Annotated in this window: 12 protein-coding genes; 4 read left to right on the top strand and 8 right to left on the bottom strand. The window is 56.5% G+C overall.

Annotated features, from left to right (window positions below):
- Positions 1–153: 153 nt before the first annotated feature.
- On the bottom strand, positions 154–1566 hold the full coding sequence (locus tag G9Q73_RS09585) for a sigma-54-dependent transcriptional regulator (RefSeq protein WP_177419589.1): 1413 nt from the start codon (positions 1564–1566) through the stop codon (positions 154–156).
- Between the two features lie 11 nt (positions 1567–1577).
- Complete coding sequence (locus tag G9Q73_RS09590; RefSeq protein ID WP_177419590.1) at positions 1578–4202, bottom strand: CHASE domain-containing protein; 2625 nt, start codon at positions 4200–4202, stop codon at positions 1578–1580.
- A 140-nt stretch (positions 4203–4342) separates the two neighbouring features.
- On the opposite strand from G9Q73_RS09590, the gene rnd reads away from it, so the two are divergent.
- From rnd to G9Q73_RS09610, 4 genes are all read left to right on the top strand, one after another.
- Complete coding sequence (rnd, locus tag G9Q73_RS09595) at positions 4343–5650, top strand: ribonuclease D (protein WP_246345163.1); 1308 nt, start codon at positions 4343–4345, stop codon at positions 5648–5650.
- 273 nt (positions 5651–5923) lie between these two features.
- The gene (locus G9Q73_RS09600; RefSeq protein ID WP_177419591.1) at positions 5924–6310 is read left to right on the top strand and encodes a bacteriohemerythrin; all 387 of its coding nucleotides are present in this window, start codon (positions 5924–5926) and stop codon (positions 6308–6310) included.
- Between the two features lie 32 nt (positions 6311–6342).
- On the top strand, positions 6343–9030 hold the full coding sequence (locus G9Q73_RS09605) for an ATP-binding protein (protein ID WP_177419592.1): 2688 nt from the start codon (positions 6343–6345) through the stop codon (positions 9028–9030).
- A 54-nt stretch (positions 9031–9084) separates the two neighbouring features.
- Complete coding sequence (locus G9Q73_RS09610; protein WP_177419593.1) at positions 9085–10113, top strand: HD-GYP domain-containing protein; 1029 nt, start codon at positions 9085–9087, stop codon at positions 10111–10113.
- Positions 10114–10257: 144 nt separating this feature from the next.
- Here G9Q73_RS09610 and G9Q73_RS09615 read toward each other — a convergent pair whose 3' ends face one another.
- From G9Q73_RS09615 to G9Q73_RS09640, 6 genes are all read right to left on the bottom strand, one after another.
- Entirely contained in the window at positions 10258–11454 is a 1197-nt protein-coding gene (locus tag G9Q73_RS09615; protein WP_177419594.1) for a hypothetical protein, read from the bottom strand.
- Positions 11455–11690: 236 nt separating this feature from the next.
- Positions 11691–13409, bottom strand: a complete 1719-nt coding sequence (locus G9Q73_RS09620) for a tetratricopeptide repeat protein (protein ID WP_177419595.1) — start codon at positions 13407–13409, stop codon at positions 11691–11693.
- Between the two features lie 491 nt (positions 13410–13900).
- Positions 13901–14302: a hypothetical protein gene (locus G9Q73_RS09625; RefSeq protein ID WP_177419596.1), complete on the bottom strand. Its 402-nt coding sequence runs from the start codon at positions 14300–14302 to the stop codon at positions 13901–13903.
- Positions 14303–14318: 16 nt separating this feature from the next.
- Positions 14319–15866, bottom strand: a complete 1548-nt coding sequence (locus G9Q73_RS09630; RefSeq protein WP_177419597.1) for a hypothetical protein — start codon at positions 15864–15866, stop codon at positions 14319–14321.
- Complete coding sequence (locus G9Q73_RS09635) at positions 15863–16912, bottom strand: hypothetical protein (protein WP_177419598.1); 1050 nt, start codon at positions 16910–16912, stop codon at positions 15863–15865. Before G9Q73_RS09635 ends, G9Q73_RS09630 begins: the two co-directional genes overlap by 4 nt.
- 119 nt (positions 16913–17031) lie before the next feature.
- Positions 17032–20217: a DEAD/DEAH box helicase gene (locus tag G9Q73_RS09640; protein ID WP_177419599.1), complete on the bottom strand. Its 3186-nt coding sequence runs from the start codon at positions 20215–20217 to the stop codon at positions 17032–17034.
- Positions 20218–20237: the final 20 nt, after the last annotated feature.

Here is a 20237-nt window from a genome sequence, read left to right on the forward strand (position 1 = left end):
TATGATGGTTTTCAGTGCCATCAATTCATCCGGTCAGGGCAGCGGAGTAGACTTACAGCCCGACCGGGCAATGTTTTGCCTGGGCGAAGGTACACAAACGCCGAGTACTTTCCCCGTGTCGAAACCAATATTCCAACGATGCCTGTGACAAGCTCAATCATCCCGCATCCTCGCTAACCGCCGGTTGAGGGCTGGTCGCGAGATGCCCAGCAAGGCGGCGGCAGTGCCTTGGTTGCCGGCGGCCCGATGTAATGCCTCCTCAATGTGCAGTTGTTCCGCCTCCTTCAAGGTCTGGAATCTGCCCTGCGAGTCAGTTTTCTCCGCTGCCTTCTTCTTTGATGGCACCGCAGTGACTTGTTGTGTCTTGATTGTCTTGCGGAAACTTTTTACCGCCAGTACCCGCCCGGATTTGTGGCGTGCCACGGCATCGAAGACCATTGATCGCAGTTCTCGCACGTTGCCGGGAAAATGATAGTTGGTGAGTAAAGTCAGTAACTCCGGCGGTGCCTCCGGGAGCTTCTTCCCCAATGAGTCGGCTGCTTCAGCGGCGAAGACGGCCAGCAGAACCGGAATGTCTTCCTTGCGTTCCCGTAATGGGGGAATATCCACCTGATGTACGGACAGACGATAGTAGAGGTCGGAGCGGAAGGACTCCTCGGCCATGCGGGCATTCAGATCGCGGTGAGTGGCGCAAAGGATCCGGGCACTGCTCATCTTCGCCATGTCCGAACCCAATGGATAATAGTGGCGCTCCTGCAGTAGCCGCAGCAGCTTTACTTGGGAAGCGAGCGTCAGATCGCCGATCTCATCCAGAAACAAGGTGCCGCCTTCGGCTTGGGCAATCATTCCCTCGCGTGTTGTATCAGCACCTGAGAAAGCGCCTTTGCGGTGCCCGAATAGAGTGTCGGAGAACAGGGCGTCGTCCAGCCCCGCCACATTTACCGGAACGAACGCTCCCGTCCGACCGCTCAGACGATGTATTGCCTCAGCTAACAGTTCCTTGCCTGAACCGGTCTCACCGTTGATGAGAACGGGTTCTCCAGAGCTGGCAATTGCCTCCAGGTATTGGAACAGGGAGCGCATCTTGCGGCTGACGGTGACGATATTGGAAAATAACTCTCCGTGCTCCAACTCGTCTGTCATCAGACTACGCTTGAGGACGCTCACCTGTCTGCGCAGAGTGCGCATCTCAAGTGCCCGTTTGATGCTTGAGACGAAGCGGCTCTCCTCCACTGGCTTGACCAGATAGTCGAAGGCTCCCTCCTTCATGCAGGCCACCGCCGTTTCCACCTCCTGGGCCGCTGTCATAACGATTACCGGGAGTTCGGGATGCTCCCTGACGATCTCCGGCAGCAGTTGGGTTCCAGATAGGTAGGGCATGAACAGGTCCAGCACCACTGCGGCTACCTCCTGACCTGCCAGCAACGGCATCAGCTCCCGGCTGTCTTTTACGGTCAGCACCTCCTTGATCCCAGCGCTGCCGAGAATCATCTGGGTGCTGAACAGTACGGTAGCCTCATCGTCTACCAGTACCACTGGGAAAGAGGTGTTCGATTCATGCACCATATACTGCGCTCTTATGCCTTGTGAATGGTCGGGACCCGGATGGTCACCGTGGTGCCGCTGCCCAGTACCGACTTGAAGCCTATTCTGCCACCGTGTTTCTCCAAGATGGAGCGGGATATCGACAAGCCCAAACCGGTGCCGCCTGCGTCAGTTCTGGTAGTGAAAAAGGGCTCTGTCAGCTGGCCTAGATCCCGTTCTGAAATGCCTTGGCCTTGATCCTGTATAGCAACCCATAACTCGCTATTATCTGCATCGAAGCCAGCGCTGATATGCACCCCTTTGGTCCGATCCGGCAGAGCCTGCAGTGCGTTCAGCAAGACGTTGATAAACACCTGCTCGAGTTGCTGGGAGTTGCCCGGTACGGCGGGCAGGTCATCCGGTACTTCCAGGGTACAGTCATCGGTGAATTTTTGGATCTGATTGTGCAGGATCATAACTGCTGCTTCCAGCACCTGTTGGATGTCCACTTTCTCGGTCAACTCGCCGGTATCCTGTCGAGACATGTGTTTGAGATTTTGTACGATACGGCGGATGCGGTCCGAGTTCATGGTGATTTCCGACAGCAAGTGCGGAAAGCTGTCACGGACCTCAGAGAAGGGCAGTCCGCTGAGAGCAAAATCGCCGTTTTCCTCGAAGTAGCCATTCAAAATCGGGGTGATGTCATGCCATGCTCGCGAGACCAAAGTAGCGTTGAACTGTATCGCGTTGTTGGGGTTGTTGATCTCATGGGCCACCCCGGCAGCCAGCACACCGATGGAAGCGAGGCGTGCGTTACGTAGCGCCTGGGCTTCCAGGTTACGTTTTTCCGTGACGTCGCCAGCGATTACCATGGCAGCAGTCACCTGCCCTTCATCGCTGCAGATGGGTACGATGCGACCTTCCCAGTATGTTCCGTCGTCTGCCGAATACTGGAATTGCCGGGTGGTGCTTTTGTGGAATGCCGTTTTCAATGCCTTGCGGAACCACTTGCGAAATTCCCGGGGCATCAGGGCCATGGAATTGCGTCCAACGGCCCGCTCTGCCGGCAGTGCAGGAACGGAGCGGTTCATGAGCAGAATCTTGCCTTGGACATCCACTGTCATGATAATGTCCGGCGACTGCTGGAACAGGTCCCGCAGCTTGGCCTCGGACTCACGCAACGCTCTGTCTGCCAGCTTGCGCTCGGTGATGTCCTCCATAAAGCCTACCAAGCGGTATATCCTGCCGTCCGGGTCGCGCACTGCGAATCCCCGGGTCCGCACCCAACGCAGCACCCCGTCCGTACGTCGTATCCGGTGAATTACCTCGGCGTCATTCCCTTCCCGTCCGATGCTCTGCAATGCTTCGGCCAGCATCGGGCGGTCCTCGGGGTAAGCTGCGTCCAGCAGGGGTGGAAGTTTACCGCCATCGACAATCCCCAGAATCTTCTCATAGGCGGGGCTGAGATAGAGTATCTCTATGCCGTTCACCGCAGTGGCCCAGAATGCCTCGTCCACGGTCTCTGTCATTTGTCGGAACAACTCTTCACGCTCCATGAGTCGCTGCTCCATGGCCGAGCGTTGCCGAATGTTCTCCCGAATTCTGGCCAGGTAGAAAGACATGAGTAGAGTGAACAGCAAGCCGGCGATCAGCACCATCCATGGTCCTTCCTGAAAGGCCTCGGCACTGCGGAACAGATTTGTGCGCCCACAGACGATCGCCAATTGCCGGTCAGCCACCTGAACCCGTTCAGCGACCTTGGGCTCCTCCTGATTGTTCCACCAGCCTTCATAATCGTCCGCCCCAACGTCTTTGGGAGAGAGGCGGCTGGTATAAAAATGCAGGAAGCGCTCGTCAATAGGCGCCGACTCATCAAGCATCAAGATCTCCACTCCGCGCGGTTCAAGCAGCGAGATAGCGGCATTGGCCAATTTGCCAAACTGGAAGAATCCCACGACGAATCCTGACAACCCCGCTCTGCGCTGATCGGCCGTCTGTAGGGGGACATTCGTGCTGAAAACTGGGTTGGCTACCATGAATCCGTACTCGATGCCGCCTTGTGGCGTCGGATAGGCGATGCGCCCGCTCGTTGCCACCTGTCCTTGTTCACGGGCACGTGACAGAGCCTCTGCGAACTTGGGGACCGAGCCCAGATCGAAACCGGCTCGAATCCCGTTACCCTGTTCCGGGGCCATATGGAGCACCGGGTAATACTCAGCGCTTTCGCCACGAGGGACCAGCTTGAAGTCGCTGGTGCGGGCGCGCTCGAACAGCTGGTATTCGTTCCGCCTAAGGGCAGTGGATGCCTCGAAGGCTTTCCTTTCCGGTCCTCTAACCAGTGGTACCCATAATAGTGCCTGGATACCCTGGTAACGGTCCAGGAGCGATTCGGCGAACATCCGGAATCCATCACTATCCACCCGGTCCGACGCCAGGATGTGATCCCGGAGAGTCGTAACCGCGAGCATACTGTTATCTATTCCGTGGCTTAAGGCTCGGGTGCGGTTGTGAGCAACCCATTCGAAGTCCAGCATTTTGTGTGCTTCCAGCTGTCTCTGCATCAGTAGCAGAGCGGCAAAGGAAAGACTCAGACCGATGATGGCGACTAGCCAGATCGCACTGTTCTCGGGACCGAACAGAAGACGGGAGGAATCCAGTGGCGGCTTTCGCGTGATCATAGGGCGTTTGTGTAGTTCAGATCCTATTTAAGGACTATGGGTGGGCCTGACCTCGAGGGGAATACGGTAACATTATCGTTACATATTTGGCGAAATTCGTGGTTTTATTTATTGAGTTGAAAAATCAGGAACGTGCGGATTTGTCCACACATTCCGAAGAACTGCTATTTCAACTACCCCGCCGCGATGACTTCGCCAACAAGGTGAGTGCGATCAAGATAAGGGTTGTGATGCCGGGTTACGGTTTTACATCTCCATGTTATGCTCGCGGCTTTATCATTCCAGGAGTGCTGCTGATTATGCAGGAGTTCCACGTCGATTCCGTTACCGGACTGAACGCGCTTTGTGACCAACTGCGGGGCAGTGAGTGGCTGGCAGTGGACACAGAATTCATGCGGGAGAAGAGCTATTTCCCCCAACTCTGCCTCTTGCAGGTGAGCAACGGGCATCTGGCCGCATCTGTAGACCCGCTGGCCATTGACGATCTCGCTCCGTTGCTGGATATCCTCTACGATCCGGCAACAGTGAAGATCTTTCACGCCGGGCACCAGGATCTGGAGATCTTCTATCTGCTGCGGCAGAGCTTGCCGGGGCCTTTGTTCGATACCCAATTGGCGGCAACCCTGCTGGGTCTGGGCGATCAGGTGGGTTACGGCACCCTGGTGCAGCAGGTGCTGGATCATAGCCTGGAGAAGGGCCATACACGGGCCGACTGGTCACGCCGCCCCCTGGAGCAGGAGCAGTTGCGTTATGCGCTCGATGACGTGATCTACCTGGGTGAGGTCTATCTGAAGCTGGTCGCCAGTCTACAGGAGAAAGGGCGGACCCAATGGCTGGATGATGACTTCGCCCGCCTGGCCGATCCCAAGACCTATGCGGTGGATCCAGATGAGTCCTGGCAGCGGGTCAAAGGGCGGCAACGTCTCAAGGGCATTCAGCTTGCCGTATTGAAGGCATTATCAGCTTGGCGTGAAGAGCGGGCGATTACGGCGGATCGGCCCCGTCGCTGGATTATCAAAGACGAGGTGCTGCTGGAATTGGCTCGGCGCATGCCTGATGAGATCCGTCAACTCGAACGGATTCGCGGACTTGAAAGCGGAACAGTTAAGCGTTTTGGCGAGACGCTTCTGGATAGAATTGCAGCTGCCCGTAAACTGCCTAAGGCGCAGTGGCCTGAGGAAAAACGGCGTTCTCCCCGGCTCTCCATCAATCAGGAAGCGGTGGCCGATCTTCTCATGTGCAGCCTGCGTCTGTTGGCGGCGGAGGAGGGCATCATGCCATCGGTCCTGGCGTCTCAAGGTGACATCGAAAGGCTGATTCTTGGAGAGCGGGAATTGGCGGTCCTTGATGGCTGGCGCAAATTGATTGCTGGAGACGCGTTACTGGAGGTATTGGCAGGCAGGCGCGCCCCGCGAGTAGAGGAAGGGAAGATATACCTCCGGCCTTAGTTGGGTCGCGCTCATTGTGGTGAGCCACAGGTTTCTGATTCCATACTTTTCAGTTCAGGAAACACGCGGGCGGGTAGACTGTATCTGCCCGCCGCTCCAGGTGGGCAGCCGTTCTCAAATGTCTCCAGCACAATTTAATGGATGCCTTGATAGTATCTCGGTGCCAGTGGTGGCTATGGTTATGATAAAGCACTGGAGGCGCTAAGGCGTTTGGCCGCCGAGCCGATATCAAGTGGTAATGATTTTGAAAACAGATTAAACGGGTAGATGAGTATGGAATGGCAAAAAAAATTCGAGGTGGGACACAATAAAATCGATATGGAACATCGCGTGTTTTTTGAACTCGTAAAATCAATAGCAGCCGCTGAAGCACAGGGGGCGTCCAGGGACAAGATCAGGCGACTGATTGCAGAAACAACCAAGTATGCGGAATTCCATTTCCTCAGCGAAGAAAACATTATGATAGATGTTGGGTATCCGGAATTCGAGGAACACCGCGAATTGCATAAGTCTCTTCTGAGGAAAATGCAGAAATACGTTGTCAGTTTTGAGTCAGGCGACAGTGACATACATGATCTCGTCGATTTTTTAGTCGATTGGTTTGTCAAGCATACAACCACTAAGGACTTGTTGCTTTCAAAGTATATAAAGCAAGCATAGGAATTCGGCGATGAATGGAAAATGAATTGCCAATGATTGGTTCTTCAATCGAAAACGTGGCAGATATCTTTCTTCTGTTGGACTCTGATACAGGCAGAATTCTGTCCATAAATCAGGCTGCAGTGGATGCCACGGGTTATAGCCGAAACGAACTTGTCGGCAGTTTGGTCTGGGACCTCGGTCAGGTAATCGAAGAATCCTGTTGGGTGGATTTCGTCAAACAGCTTTCCAACGGAAAATCCCTGGTATTCGAAAGTAGCATTAATATCTCCGGCGGCGATGCTTTCCTGGCTGAGATCAGGGCAAGCCATCTCGCGTTTGAAGGCAACACCTATGTAATGGCTGTTATCAGTAACATCACTGATCGGCGTAGAAACGAGGCGTTTTTGCGAAAGAGCGAAGAGCGCTTCCAGTCCAGCCTCGCTTTTGCAAATATCGGGACTTGGGATTGGGAGATCTCAACCGGTAGCTTCTATTGGTCGGATAAGATTGCGCCGTTACTCGGTTACGAAAAAGGCTCTCTTGAAGCTTCCTACGAGAACTTTTTAGCGGCAGTCCACCTCGGCGACCGTAAAAGAGTTCAGCGGGCAATCACCGACTGCATAGAAAGGGGGGTGGCCTATAGCATAGAACATCGTGTCGTCTGGCCTGATGAAACGGTCCACTGGCTGCACGAGCGCGGCGATGTGAAACGGGATACTGAAGGTAATGCGGTGCGCATGCTGTGCGTTGTGCAGGATATATCTGATCAAAAACAAGCTTTGATAGAGCAAAATTATTCGAAAACCATGTTGGAAGATCAGACCAGAAACCTTGCTCACATTGCAGAGGAACTGGAACGATCCCAGGCCAAGGCTGAAGAAGCAAATCGTGCTAAGTCTGTATTTCTGGCGGTCATGAGCCACGAAATTCGCACACCAATGAACGCCATCATCGGTATGACACATCTTGCGCTGCAAACGAAACTCTATGCCAAGCAGCACAATTACATCGAAAAGGTCCAAATCTCCGCCGAAAGTCTGCTCGGCGTAATCAACGATATCCTCGATTTCTCCAAGATTGAGGCCAATAAGCTGGACATGGAGAAAACCGACTTCCGCCTTGAGGATGTGCTGATGAATCTCTCCAACCTGGTGGGACCAAAAGCCCGGGAGAAGGGAGTGGAACTGATGTTCCAGTCGGGATCCGATGTGCCTACAGCGCTTGTCGGAGATCCACTGCGCCTTGGGCAGATTCTGGCCAACTTGGGTAATAACGCGATGAAGTTCACCGAATCGGGGGGTGAACTCCTGGTTAGCGTGGAGCTGAATGAAGAAAACGATGACACGGTCTTGCTGCACTTTTCGGTGCGTGACACCGGCATCGGCATGACAGAGGAACAACAGGCCGGGTTGTTTCAGCCCTTCAGCCAGGCTGACAGCTCCACCACCCGCAAGTATGGCGGGACCGGCCTTGGATTGGCAATCACCAAGAAACTGACCGAGATGATGGATGGCCGGATCTGGGTGGAGAGCGAATACGGCGTTGGAAGCACCTTCCACGTCATCGTCCGTTTTGAGAAACAACAGGACCAACCCTTTCAGCGCCGGCCAATCATCACAGAACTTCAGGCAGGGGTCGGGGATGCTATTGCCAGCCTGCGCGGCGCCAGGGTGCTGTTGGTGGAGGACAACGAGATCAATCGGGAACTGGCAGTGGAACTGCTGGTCAACAATTGTCTCAGTGTGGAGGTGGCATGCAACGGAGTCGAGGCGTTGGAGATGTTGGAGAAGGCGTCTTTCGACGGCGTGCTGATGGACTGCCAGATGCCGGTGATGGACGGTTACACTACCTGTCGCAGGATTCGCGAGCATGACAGTTTCAAAGATCTGCCCGTTATCGCGATGACCGCCAATGCAATGGTTGGGGACCAGGAAAAGGCACTGGATGCGGGCATGAACGACCATATCGCCAAACCGATTGATGTCAACAAAATGCTCAACACCTTGGCGGAGTGGGTCAGGCCTAGTGAGCCAGGTGTTATCGTAAAAAAGGGGGGGACTGGAGAAATCCCGATTGCAGATGACAGGCTCCCCGGCCTGCCTGGACTCGACACTAGGGCCGGTCTTGGAGTCGTTCAGGGAAAAGTCCATCTGTACCGCAAGCTTCTGCTCATGTTTTGGCACAATCATCGGGACTTCGAGCAACATTTTTTTACTGCCCAGGCTGATCAAGACACGGAAACGGTCACACGCCTTGCCCATACACTCAAGGGCGTCGCTGGAAACATCGGGGCCTTGGGCGTTCAGGACGCAGCCCATTCACTGGAGATGGCCTGTAAGGAGGGTGAGGAAAATGTCGCTGGATATCTGGAGAAGGTTATCGCTGAGTTGCGGCCGGTGCTTGCCGGACTCGAAGCCTTCGCGGCTCCATCCCAAAGCGGCAACTCAACTGGGCCAGCTATCACTGACGGGGAGGCCTCTGGAGATGAAGGAATTTCAGGAGAGCGTTGGGAACTTGATCTGCCGGCAGTGGAACGGTTGCTGCGTGAGCTGCACGCCCTTATCGCTAAAGATGATGTTGCCGCGGGCGATACAATAGGAGAGCTTGCCCCCTTGTTGAAAAACACGCCATATATGGATCGTCTGGAAAAGACCGCCAGAGCGGTCGAGGGATATGATTTTGATGAAGCGTTGGAGGCAATAGAGGTATTGGCGGATATGCTCAAGATTAAATGGTGATTTTACGGCCCCGGAAATGGATAAGATCAGTAATTATTTCTCTAGGAAGGGTTCATGACTGAGCATGCAGATAAACAATTGATCCTGGTCGTGGACGATATACCGGACAACATCGACGTGTTAGTCGGCGTGTTGCGAGCAAAATACGACATAAAGGCGGCGCTCAATGGTGAAAAGGCGTTGAAGATAGCCAGTTCTGATCCCAAACCAGATATAATTCTGCTCGACATTATGATGTCCGGCATGGATGGCTACGAGGTCTGCCGTTTACTAAAGGCGGATCCGGCAACTTCCAACATCCCGGTAATCTTTGTGACGGCCAAAGATGACGTGGCCGATGAAAAACGCGGGTTTGAACTGGGAGCAGTGGATTATATTACCAAGCCTATAAGTCCTCACATTGTAGAGGCCCGGGTACGTACACACTTGGCGCTATATGATCAAAATCGCGAACTTGCGCGCCAGATCAACGAACGTACCGAGGAGTTGATCTACACTCGTTTGGAGATTATCCGGCGTTTGGGACGTGCCGGTGAATACAAGGACAATGAAACTGGACTGCACGTCATCCGCATGGGTCACTATTCAAGGCTGATCGCCAAGGCTTACGGTGGCAACGACGCTTGGATCGAACTGCTGTTCAATGCAGCCCCCATGCACGACATCGGTAAGATTGGCATTCCTGATCATATCCTTCTCAAGCCAGGCAAGCTGGATGCCGACGAGTGGGAGCTGATGAAGCGGCATACTGAGTTCGGTGCCGAGATCATCGGCGATGACCCCAATCCCCTGCTGCATATCTCACGCACCATCGTCTTGTCACATCATGAGAAATGGGACGGCTCAGGATATCCGTATGGTTTGGCGGGCGAAGAGATTCCACTGGAAGGCCGCATTGTGGCCATTGCAGACGTGTTTGATGCCCTGACCTCAGAACGGTCCTATAAAAAGGCTTGGCGCGTGGAAGATGCGGTAAAACTGATTGACGACAACCTCGGCAGCCACTTCGATCCCGCGCTGGTGCCTCTGTTCCACGAGGTGATGCCTGAGATACTGGATATCAAAGAACGATATGCTGAATAAACCACAGAGCAATAAAGCCCGTGCGCCCAGTTTGCAAAAACAGTGAAATCGATGGGGTCAGACTCGATGGGTTTTAAGAGGATTGGCTGAGGTGCTTTAGCCGGAGAAACGCCATTAGCGCTGGGCCGGCTCTGCCCTGGTGCTTCAGCGGGTTGTTCTGGCGCGCATGTAATGGATAAACAGTTCCGGATTCAACTGCTTCAGCTCACCGCGTCGCTGTATTTCGGTTGCGTCCGGGGTGGTTTGCGACTGTTGACCCTCTTGCAGCATGTGATAGACCCGCGCATAGGACGGTGGACAGCGTTCGTCGCCTTCGGGGGACGGGAGTTGTCGCGTCAGGCCGGGGCGGATCAGTAACAACCAGGCAGGGAAATTCTCTGCGGTCAGCTCCGGGTCCAGGGCCAGAAAAAGCCGCCACATCTGTTGCAGGTCCGTATCCGCTTCGGTAGCGATCGCTACCGCCTCATGGGGGGAAGACCAGCATAGCCGGATCCAGCTTTGCAGGGACTCCAGCAGGTTGTGCAGGCGTCCACAGGCATGGGCGTGACGGCGCAGCAGCAGGAATTGTTGTGGCCAGTCGGGATCCTCCTGAGTCGTGCGGCGCACCGTTTCCCAGTCAAAGGCCTGGCTTGCCGTGTAGCTGGCATGCAGCTCTGGCTGGGTGGGGTCGAAGGCCTGGTCCTGGAGGGCGTCGGTGAGTCGCCGCCAATGAGGCACCAGCAGGTTGCGGCTTTCACGTCCCAGTTCCCTCTCGGCCAGAGGCAGAAGTTCATCCTTCAGATAGTGGAGTTCCCACTCGCAGTCTGCGACCGGTTCGGCCAGCCGATCACCTGCCTCAACCATTCTTTCCAGCGCTCCCAGCCGGGGATGGCCAGGGTCCACCTCGTACAACTGATCGAGCAGGCGATGGGCTTCGTGGTTGTTGCGATCGATAAGCGCCAGGACTATGCCATTGGCCAGGTTGGTGGCCGTGGCGTCCATGAACAGATCGAACTGTGGCTGATCTTTGGCCTTGCGGAAAACAGTATGGAAGCGCTGCTCCCGGATGTTGTTGTCACTGAAGCTGAGGGGGGATTCACCGGCATCTCCCCATGTGTGGTAGCGCAGGGTTTCCGGTTGCAGGGCCAGGGCAGCTGCATACTCCTGGGCCTCGGCCAGAAGGCCGTCCAACATTTCCGGGTCGCCGAACAACACCTGTTCCAGTCGTGGGATCCCACCGGTGCGCCAAACCTCATAATCGCTGTAATCCAGACGCCCCTCCGACAGTAAAAGTTCGAGGGGGCTGTATTCACCTTGCTCCAGGAGCAGCTGATCAACGGCCTGTTGGATAGGGTGGCTCATGGTGTTATCTCGAACTTGGGGGACTATTCAGCACTTTGTTTGGGAGGCGGCGGAGTTAAAGATTCATGTTATCCGAGAGCCGGTGTAGGCCGGTTCAAGCGTAGCGGAACCGGCAGCCTTACCGTTCTACCAACTCAAACGCCCGATCCGCTACGCTTGATCGTGCCTACGCCTTGAGCAAAAGTGTTGTGAAGTCATGGATCGCAGAAATTAAAGAGGGATGTTCGGTACCTTGCTCAAGCCGCCAATTCCATATCGATTTCAGCATCGAAAATCGCATCCAGCGCCTCCTGATCCGGCGTGCATAGACCGCTTTCACCCATCAGACAAAAGCCCTCTTCAATGCAATCAAGAACTCGCCGGCTATCTGAATCCAAACGTGGCAGATTGGCTTGCAAGTTGGAATGCAGCCGTCTTGCTTCCGCCTCTTCTGCGGCCACAGCGGCGGCATGCAGGCGGAAGAGCTGCAATGAAATCACATTATCCGGCATCGCAGCCAAGCGCTTACGTGCGCTGTGATGGTCGTTCAACCTCAGCTCAAGCATGATCAGGCTACGCTCGAAGCATTTTTGCAGCAAGGGAGCCTGTGCTATAGCGCTGCCCCGCTCCAGCAGGTTATGGGCCTCGTCCACCCTGCCCAGATCGATCAGCAATATGGCCCGGACATGCAGGTCATAAAGATCATGCTGAGTGAGTTGCGTCATATGCGGCTCGGGAAGCAAATGCAAGGCATCGGTCACGCGGCCCTGTTTGCGTAATACATTGGCCAAGCCATTCCGGGTGACACGATTGTTGGGCCAGCGTGCGATATTGTCGCGGTATTGAGCCTCGGCGGCGACCAGCTCCCCTCGTGCCTTGAGCACATCTGCCAGACCGCTGGCGGCGACTTCATTGTTGGGCCAGCGTACGATATTGTCGCGGTATTGAGCCTCGGCAGCGACCAGCTTGCCTCGTGCCTTGAGCACATCTGCCAGACCGTTGGCGGCGACTTCATCGTTGGGACAGCGTACGATATTGTCGCGGTATTGAGCCTCGGCAGCGACCAGCTCGCCTCGTGCCTTGAGCACATCCGCCAGACCGTTGGCGGCGACTTCGTTGTTGGGCCAGCGTGCGATATTGTCGCGGTATTGAGCCTCGGCGGCGACCAGCTCCCCTCGTGCCTTGAGCACATCCGCCAGACCGTTGGCGGCGACTTCGTTGTTGGGCCAGCGTACGATATTGTCGCGATAGTGAGCCTCGGCAGCGACCAGCTCGCCTCGTGCCTTGAGCACATCTGCCAGGCCGCTGGCGGCGACTTCATCGTTGGGCCAGCGTACGATATTGTCGCGGTATTGAGCCTCGGCGGCGACCAGCTCGCCTCGTGCCTTGAGCACATCCGCCAGACCGCTGGCGGCGACTTCATCATTGGGATTGGCCGTCATTGCCTCCCGCAGCAGTTGTTCGGCCCAATCAAGATAGCCATGCCCCTGAACGATACCGGCGGCCTTGCTCAGGGTTTTAGCTAGATGCACCAATTTATCCGGCAATGGTTGTTGGCGCTGTTGTTCGATCAGATCGGCAAGAAATCGGCGCGCCTTGGCTTCATCACCACGCGCCAGACGCTGCTCGATAGCGGCCAATGCATGACTGAGAGCCTCAAGCGTCGCGCCACGATCTACACTGATTCGTGGTGCAAAATCCGCATCACCCCGCTCCCAGTCGGCAGGGTCGGGTTCAAGCGTCTTGGGTTTTACTGTGGCCTCTGGCGACCATAGTCGTTGCTCAAGGTCGAGCAGACGGCGCAGGGTCTCTTGCGGCGGAAGCCCCAGTTCCGGCAGATCAAAAGAGAGTTTTTGCTCTATGTAGCGTTTGCCTCCCTCTGCGTCTGCGGCGGAGACAAACCCCAGCAAAGTGCGTCGTTGTTCCTGCTTCAGTGCTTGCCAGACTTGATTCAGCTCGGGTGGCAGGTCAGGCATTGCCGCCAGGGGCTTTGGCTCCAGACCGGGCCATAGGTTCGAGGCCGTCTCTTTTAATAGTTGTGGCCAGGATTCCCAATAGGGTCGAATAAGCTGAATCAGACCGCGTGAACCGTCACGGCCCGTCGGTGCAATACACGGCTGCCGGTTCCGCGGACACGACGAGTTGGGGCCAGCGCGATATTGTCGCAGAGCTGAGCCCTCGGCGGGCATCAGCTCGCCCGTGCCCTTTGAGCATTTACCCGCCAGACCGCTGGCGGCGACTGCTGGTTAGCCAGCGTGCAGTGGGGATATTGTCGCAGAGCGATTCCCGCGGCGACCAGCCCCTTTGCAAAGTTTTGAGCATCCGCTGTGACCTGGCGGCGCGACTTCGTTGTTGGGCCAGCAAGATATTGTTGGTGGTATTGAGCCTTGGCGGCGACCAGTTCCCCGTGCCTTGAGCATCTGCCAGACCGCTGGCGGCGACTTCGCCAGTTAGCCAGCGTGCGATATTACGTGGTATTATTTCGCGGCGACCAGTCGCCCGTGCCTGAGCACATCCTCGCCAGACCGCTGGCGGCGACTTCTGCGAAAGCGGGCCAGTGTGCGATATTGCTCTGGTATTGAGCCCCGGCATAATCAGCCCTCGTGCCTGGAGCACATCTGGCCAGACCGTTGGCGGCGCGACCGTCATTAGACCAGCGCGATATTGTCGCGGTGACATACCCGGCGGCGACCGCCGCCCGTGCCTGAGGCCCGCCAGGCCGCTGGCGGCGCAGACTTACGCTGGGCCAGCGTACGATATTGTCGCGGTATTGAGCCTCTGCGGCGACCAGCTCCCCTCGTGCCTTGAGCACCCGCCAGACCGTTGGCGGCGACGCATTGTTGGGCCAGCGTACATTATTGTCGTGCATTGTTCCCGCGGCGCACTCACCAGCTCCCTCGTGCCTGGAGCACATCCGCCAGACCGTTGGCGGCGACTTCATTGTTGGGCCAGCGTACGATATTGTCGCGGTATTGAGCCTCGGCAGCGACCAGCTCGCCTCGTGCCTTGAGCACATCCGCCAGACCGCTGGCGGCTACTTTGTCATTGGGATTGGCGACCGTCGCCTCCCGGAGCAACTGTTCGGCCCAATCAAGATAACCGTACTCCTGAACGATACCGGCGGCCTTGCTTAGGGTTTTAGCCAAGTGTAGCGATATATCTGGTTGTGGTTGTAGGCGCTGTTGTTCGATTAGATCGGTAAGAAACCGGCGCGCCTTGGCTTCGTCACCACGCGCCAGGCGTTGCTCGATAGCGACCAATGCATGACTGAGAGCCTCAAGCGCCGCGCCACGATCTACACTGATTCGTGGTGCAAAATCCGCATCACCCCGCTCCCAGTCGGCAGGGTCGGGTTCAAGCGCCTTGGGTTTTTCGGTGGCCTCTGGCGCCCACAGTCGTTGCTCAAGGTCGAACAGACGGCGCATGGTCTCTTGAGGTGAAAGCCCAAGTTTCGGTAGATCGAAAGAGAGTTTTTGCTCTATGTAGCGTTTGCCTCCCGGTGCGTCAGTGGTGGCGACAAACCCCAGCAATATGCGTTGTTGTTCCTGCTTCAGTGCTTGCCAGACCTGATTCAGTTCGGGTGGCAAGGCAGGCATTGCAGCCAGGGGTTTTGGCTCCAGACCGGGCCATAGGTTCGAGGCCGTCTCTTTTAATAGTTGTGGCCAGGATTCCCAATAGGGTCGAATAAGCTGAATCAGACCGCGTGAACCGACGCTGGTGGGAAAGGCCTGTTCCAGGCGGTAGAGCGCGTGTCTGAGTAGTGCGAACCCCTGCGGTTGCTCGGCCACGGTGTGGTGCAAGGCCAGCAGGCCACGGTTTAGAGGATCAAAGCCGTTATCACTACTGGGCTGGGAGAGCCACAAGAGACCACGCCAGGCATCCATCAATTCGGTGCGACGTTCACTATTCCATTTGGCCGTGTGATCATTGAGACGGTCGAGCCAGTAGTCGTGCAGTCGATCGTCGGTCTGTTGGTTGCATAGTGCTCGGCGCAGTTGCAGCGCGGCGCGTCCGCCTTGATCGGCCAGTCCCGTCGCTTTGTGTCCCTGCTCAAAAAAGCTATTCAGCGCATCGAACAGAGACTCTTCCCGGGGCAGGGCGGCGGCGAGCAGAAACAGATTGAACAGGAAGCGCGAGTTCTGCCAGTAGCTGATATCTTCGGATGCGGCTGGTTTTGCCAGTTGCTGTTGCATGGCCTGGCTCTGTTCATCGACCAGAGGTGCCGTCATATGGGCCAGTCGACGCGCCAGATTGGCATTGAACGGGGGGATCTCCAGCGCCTGGATTATCTGCTCGGCTGGCTCGCTATCAGGATCTATCGCCGGCAGACCTTCTCCCCGCAACATGCTGCGCAGGCGATCTGCGTCATGCTGTTGCAGCATGGCCTCCAGATCGAGGCGCACACGCTGATAGGCCAGTTCTACCGGGTTCATCTATTCAGTCCATGGCGGGTGAGCCAATTGCCCACTGCTTTTTGTTCATAGTGTTCGTGCAGATGCGCGGCATGTTTTTCGCGGCGTAACGCAAGCCATTCTGTCTGCCTTTTAGTATGGGTGGTGATGAGGGGTTGTGCAATGCGCCCCAGGCGTCCCATACAGGTTTCAACGCTGATGTCTCCCTTGAGTGGGGCATGCACCACCTCTTTGACTGCAGGCAGCGTGGCTTCCAATGGCATGGTTATACCCAGGTTCTCGCCCGGAGGAGAGGGGAAGTGGTGGCCGTTGAGTCCCACTTCGGCGACGGTTGGCCGATAGAGTGGTCCGGCCAGTTCGGGAGAGTAGTGCCAGCCGATCAGCCATTGTCCCTGCCTGAGATGGCCAAGCCCAAGTACTTGGGCGGCTTCGGTCCAGTCGTCGTCCAGCAGGTAGTCATCAAGTTCAAATGCAAAGGCCGCCCACCAATGCGGTTCGGTTGGCCCAAGTTGATCCGACAGCAGACCGGCAAATTCGCGAATAGCATCTTCACCCCGTGCCTGCAGTGTGCCGGCGATGGTCTCTACGTGGGCAATAGTGAGATCTTCAGGTTCTGGGGGATATTCGCCGGTTAATCGATGGAGTGCATCCTGGGTATCAAAATCGTGCAGAATCCTGGGCAGGACCGCATTCAATGACACCATATGCACCAATGGCTGATTCGGGGATATCTGTTCCCTGGCGATTCGGTTGTGTCTATTGGCCTCTATCGTATAAGTCGGTGCGGTTGAACCATCTGTTCCAGCGGGTATGCACAAACGGGTTTGGAAATAGTCGCGTATAGCCCTGCTGAAATCGGTAGTTGGGTTCTCGGGACTCGGAAAAACGTCTGAAATTGATAGCTCATCTTCCCGATGCTCAGAGACCCGATGGTCCATACGCCAGTTCTGAGCCAAGGCGGTATTTTCAGGATGGTGATCGCTCTGTAATTTGCGCAAGCTGGATTCCCAAGGGTGGGAGTGGCGCCGACGATCAAAAATGTAGGGGTGCTTGTTGATCTGTTCCATGTTGTGTATGGGGCTCTCTTGACTGCGCCATCGATTCCGTGATTTTACCATAGGGATAATAATTCCCGCGTAGGCGTTTATGTATCACAGATTGTCTGTTTACGGCCACTTTTCACGGTTCAGGTCAACGGCCCGAACAGCTCTTTCAGGTCTTCCTCTGTCCATTGGGGATCGGCGGCGCCGGTGCTGTCATAGAGCCCGTCGGCCAGGGCCTGTTTGCGTTCCTGCATGGATTGAATCCGCTCCTCCACAGTGCCCTCACTGATCAGTTTGTAGACAAATACCGGATTCTCCTGGCCGATGCGGTGCGCCCGGTCGGTAGCCTGGCGTTCCACGGCCGGGTTCCACCAGGGATCATAGTGGATGACCGTATCGGCCGCTGTAAGATTGAGTCCCACTCCGCCGGCCTTGAGGCTGATGAGGAACAGGGGTACTTCGCCGGCCTGAAAGCGGTCAATGGGGGTGGCCCGATCGCGGGTGCGGCCGGTGAGCAGGACGTAATCGATGCCGACCGTCTGCAGTGCCTGCTCGATCAGTCCCAGCATGGAGGTGAATTGGGAGAATAGCAGGATGCGGCGACCCTCTTCGATCATCTCCGGCAGCAGATCCATGAGCAGTTCCAGTTTGGCTGATTCTCCGGTCGTGATTTTCCCCCGATCTTCCGGGTTGATCAGGCGTGGATCACAGCATACTTGACGCAGCTTGAGCAGGGCGCTGAGGATCAGGATGCCGCAGCGGGAGATGCCTTTTTCGTCCACCGCCTCGCGTACTCGCCGGTAGATATTCAGGCGGATATCCTCATAGAGTTCCCGTTGCACCCCTTCCAGTTCCACCGTGCGCAGGATCTCGATCTTGGGCGGCAGTTCCGGTGCCACTGCCTGTTTGGTACGCCGTAACAGGAAAGGTCGGATGCGGCGGCGCAGCCGGTCGGCTTGATACTCGTCGCCCCATTTTTCAATCGGCTTACGGCAACGCCGGCGGAATTGATGCTCCTCGCCCAGCAGACCGGGCAACAGGAAATCGAACAGAGACCAGAGTTCCCCCAGATGGTTTTCCACCGGCGTGCCGGTCAGGCACACCCGGTGTCTGGCATTGAGCTGGCGTGCGATTGCGCCGATCTTGGCCTTGGGGTTCTTGATGGCCTGGGCCTCGTCCAGGATCAGCAGGTGATACTCCTGGGACAGTAGCCTGTCCTGGTCCCGTAGCAGCAGGGGATAGGTGGTGATCAACAGATCCTGTTTTCCCATCCCCTTGAACAGTTCATGCCGCTGGGAACCGTGCAGGACCCGCGTCCGCAGATCGGGAGCGAAGCGTTGTGCCTCCCGCTGCCAGTTGGTCATCAGGCTGGTGGGGGCGATCACCAGGCTGGGCCTGTCCAGTCGCCCCTGTTCTTTTTCGTACAGCAGATGAGCCAGGGTCTGCACAGTCTTACCGAGCCCCATGTCATCCGCCAGTATGCCGCCCAGTCGATGAGTCCGCAGAAATTGCAGCCAGTCCAGACCCCGCTGCTGGTAGGGACGCAGTTCCGCCCGCAGGCCCGCCGGTGGCGTTATGGCAGGGATGGCTCCGATGTTGCGCAGGGTCTCAGCCAGGCTGTGTAACGCTTCCGCACCCAGCCATTGCAGGGGTTCGCCGTCCGGTGACTCGTCGAGTTCCGCTAAACGGGCCAACTGGAAGCGGTTGAGCCGCAGACGTTGCATCTCGTCGAGCTTGCTGTCGTGCAGCTCAAACAGGGTCTCCATGATCTGGCGAACGCGGTTTCGGGAGAGGAGCAGGTAACGGCCATCTTCCAGGGGTACGATCATCCCGTGCTCATGGATCAGCTCATCGAGATTGCCCCCGCGCCGATCCGGTGGCAGTTCATGCAGCCACTGCACCAGGACTGGCAACAGGTTGATGCGCTGGCCCTCCAGAACGACGCCGACGCTGATACCGTAGCCGTCCGCCTCCGTTCCCAGGGGTTCGAGTTCCGTGTACCAGTGGTCCGGGCGGGCCAGGCGGTGGGGGAAATCCTTGTCACAGGTCACCCGCCAACCCTGCGTTTCCCATTCCGGCAGTTGACGGGATTGAAAATCGAGCCAGGGGAGAGGCTCATCTGCCAGTGAAAAACAATCGGTTGCTCTCTCCCTGCTCTGACCCTCGTGGATGTAAAAACCCAATGAGATGAGCCGCTCTATACAGTGCTGCTCGGTGGGTTCATCCCGGATCAGATGTACCTGTGTGCCGTCTTTGAACTGTAAAGGAGCTCCCCGAGTGCCGATGCGGATGTCGTGATACTTGAATAAGAGGCAGGCCAGGGGCATCTCCTGTCCGCTGAGGTGCAGGCAGGGCTGAGGCGCCACAGGTGGACGCTGTTCAATCCTGATCTGTCGCAAGGGGGGCAGTGTGATGTCAGGAAAGCGTTTTTGCAGGTCGGCCGTTACCTTGGGAACCTGTTCCGGGGTCACGGGTGGCATAGCGGCCAGCTCCTCTACCAAGGCTCCGGGCAGGTCACTTGCCAAGGGGGTGCATCGATCAGATTCCAGACACCAGAGAGAGGCGAGGAAAAAGGTGGCGCGTTCATGCCATCTGATGCGTTGATTGCCGATGGAATCCACTTCCCAGCAGGGGGTTGCAGAGTGTGGATTGCCCAGACGCAGGGTCTTCCCTGAAATTTGTCCCAGATGGCAACGACCCGTCTCCAGCATGGCGCGCAGCAGCCGTTCACCTGACTTACCCTTGAGTGAGGGTTTTATCTCTCCCCCCTGATCCAGGCCAGGCAGAATATCGAGATCGGTCTTCAGCAGAAAACGTGGAGGTGTTCCCCGCTGAGCCCAGGCGGGTTCATAGGTACGATCCTCCGCGTAACTGCCGTTTTTCAGTGCCCGGGCGCAACGGGTCTCAACTTCTATCCGGGTAGGATCAGCCGGGTCGAGGCGGAGGAGGTAGATCAGGCGCTGATGCACTCCAGGCGGATAGTCCAGCAACCCCGCCATGGGTCGTTCCAAGGGGTGTTTTGCCTTCCTGGTATCCAGCATCTCATGCTCATTCTGCAATACCTTGATCAGTACAGCGGCCACATGTGAACAATTCTTTCCTGCCGAACAGCTGCACTCCCCGTTGATCTGGATCTCCTTGCCCGGATCCATATGTACGCGGACATAGACCCGTAACCGCTGCTGATCGGTGTTGATCAGCGCCGTGATCAACGCCCCCCCTCGCTGAACCTGGGGTATGAGGGTGGCATGATTCTTCAGGAAGCGTGAGCCTTGCTCAACCCAGGCTGGGCCAAATCGTTCGCGTAAGTCTTTCAGGGTGTGGATCATGGTTGGGGGGTGAGAATATA

This window comes from endosymbiont of Lamellibrachia barhami (assembly GCF_011947365.2).
Taxonomy (GTDB): Bacteria; Pseudomonadota; Gammaproteobacteria; order Chromatiales; family Chromatiaceae; genus QGON01.

Excerpts from the sequence above, each read along its gene's own strand:
- G9Q73_RS09585 (WP_177419589.1), bottom strand. The coding sequence starts at position 1,566 with ATGGTGCATGAATCGAACACCTCTTTCCCAGTGGTACTGGTAGACGAT.
- G9Q73_RS09590 (WP_177419590.1), bottom strand. The coding sequence starts at position 4,202 with ATGATCACGCGAAAGCCGCCACTGGATTCCTCCCGTCTTCTGTTCGGT.
- G9Q73_RS09600 (WP_177419591.1), top strand. The coding sequence starts at position 5,924 with ATGGAATGGCAAAAAAAATTCGAGGTGGGACACAATAAAATCGATATG.
- G9Q73_RS09605 (WP_177419592.1), top strand. The coding sequence starts at position 6,343 with ATGATTGGTTCTTCAATCGAAAACGTGGCAGATATCTTTCTTCTGTTG.
- G9Q73_RS09610 (WP_177419593.1), top strand. The coding sequence starts at position 9,085 with ATGACTGAGCATGCAGATAAACAATTGATCCTGGTCGTGGACGATATA.
- G9Q73_RS09615 (WP_177419594.1), bottom strand. The coding sequence starts at position 11,454 with ATGAGCCACCCTATCCAACAGGCCGTTGATCAGCTGCTCCTGGAGCAA.
- G9Q73_RS09620 (WP_177419595.1), bottom strand. The coding sequence starts at position 13,409 with ATGCCTGACCTGCCACCCGAGCTGAATCAAGTCTGGCAAGCACTGAAG.
- G9Q73_RS09625 (WP_177419596.1), bottom strand. The coding sequence starts at position 14,302 with ATGCACGACAATAATGTACGCTGGCCCAACAATGCGTCGCCGCCAACG.
- G9Q73_RS09630 (WP_177419597.1), bottom strand. The coding sequence starts at position 15,866 with ATGAACCCGGTAGAACTGGCCTATCAGCGTGTGCGCCTCGATCTGGAG.
- G9Q73_RS09635 (WP_177419598.1), bottom strand. The coding sequence starts at position 16,912 with ATGGAACAGATCAACAAGCACCCCTACATTTTTGATCGTCGGCGCCAC.
- G9Q73_RS09640 (WP_177419599.1), bottom strand. The coding sequence starts at position 20,217 with ATGATCCACACCCTGAAAGACTTACGCGAACGATTTGGCCCAGCCTGG.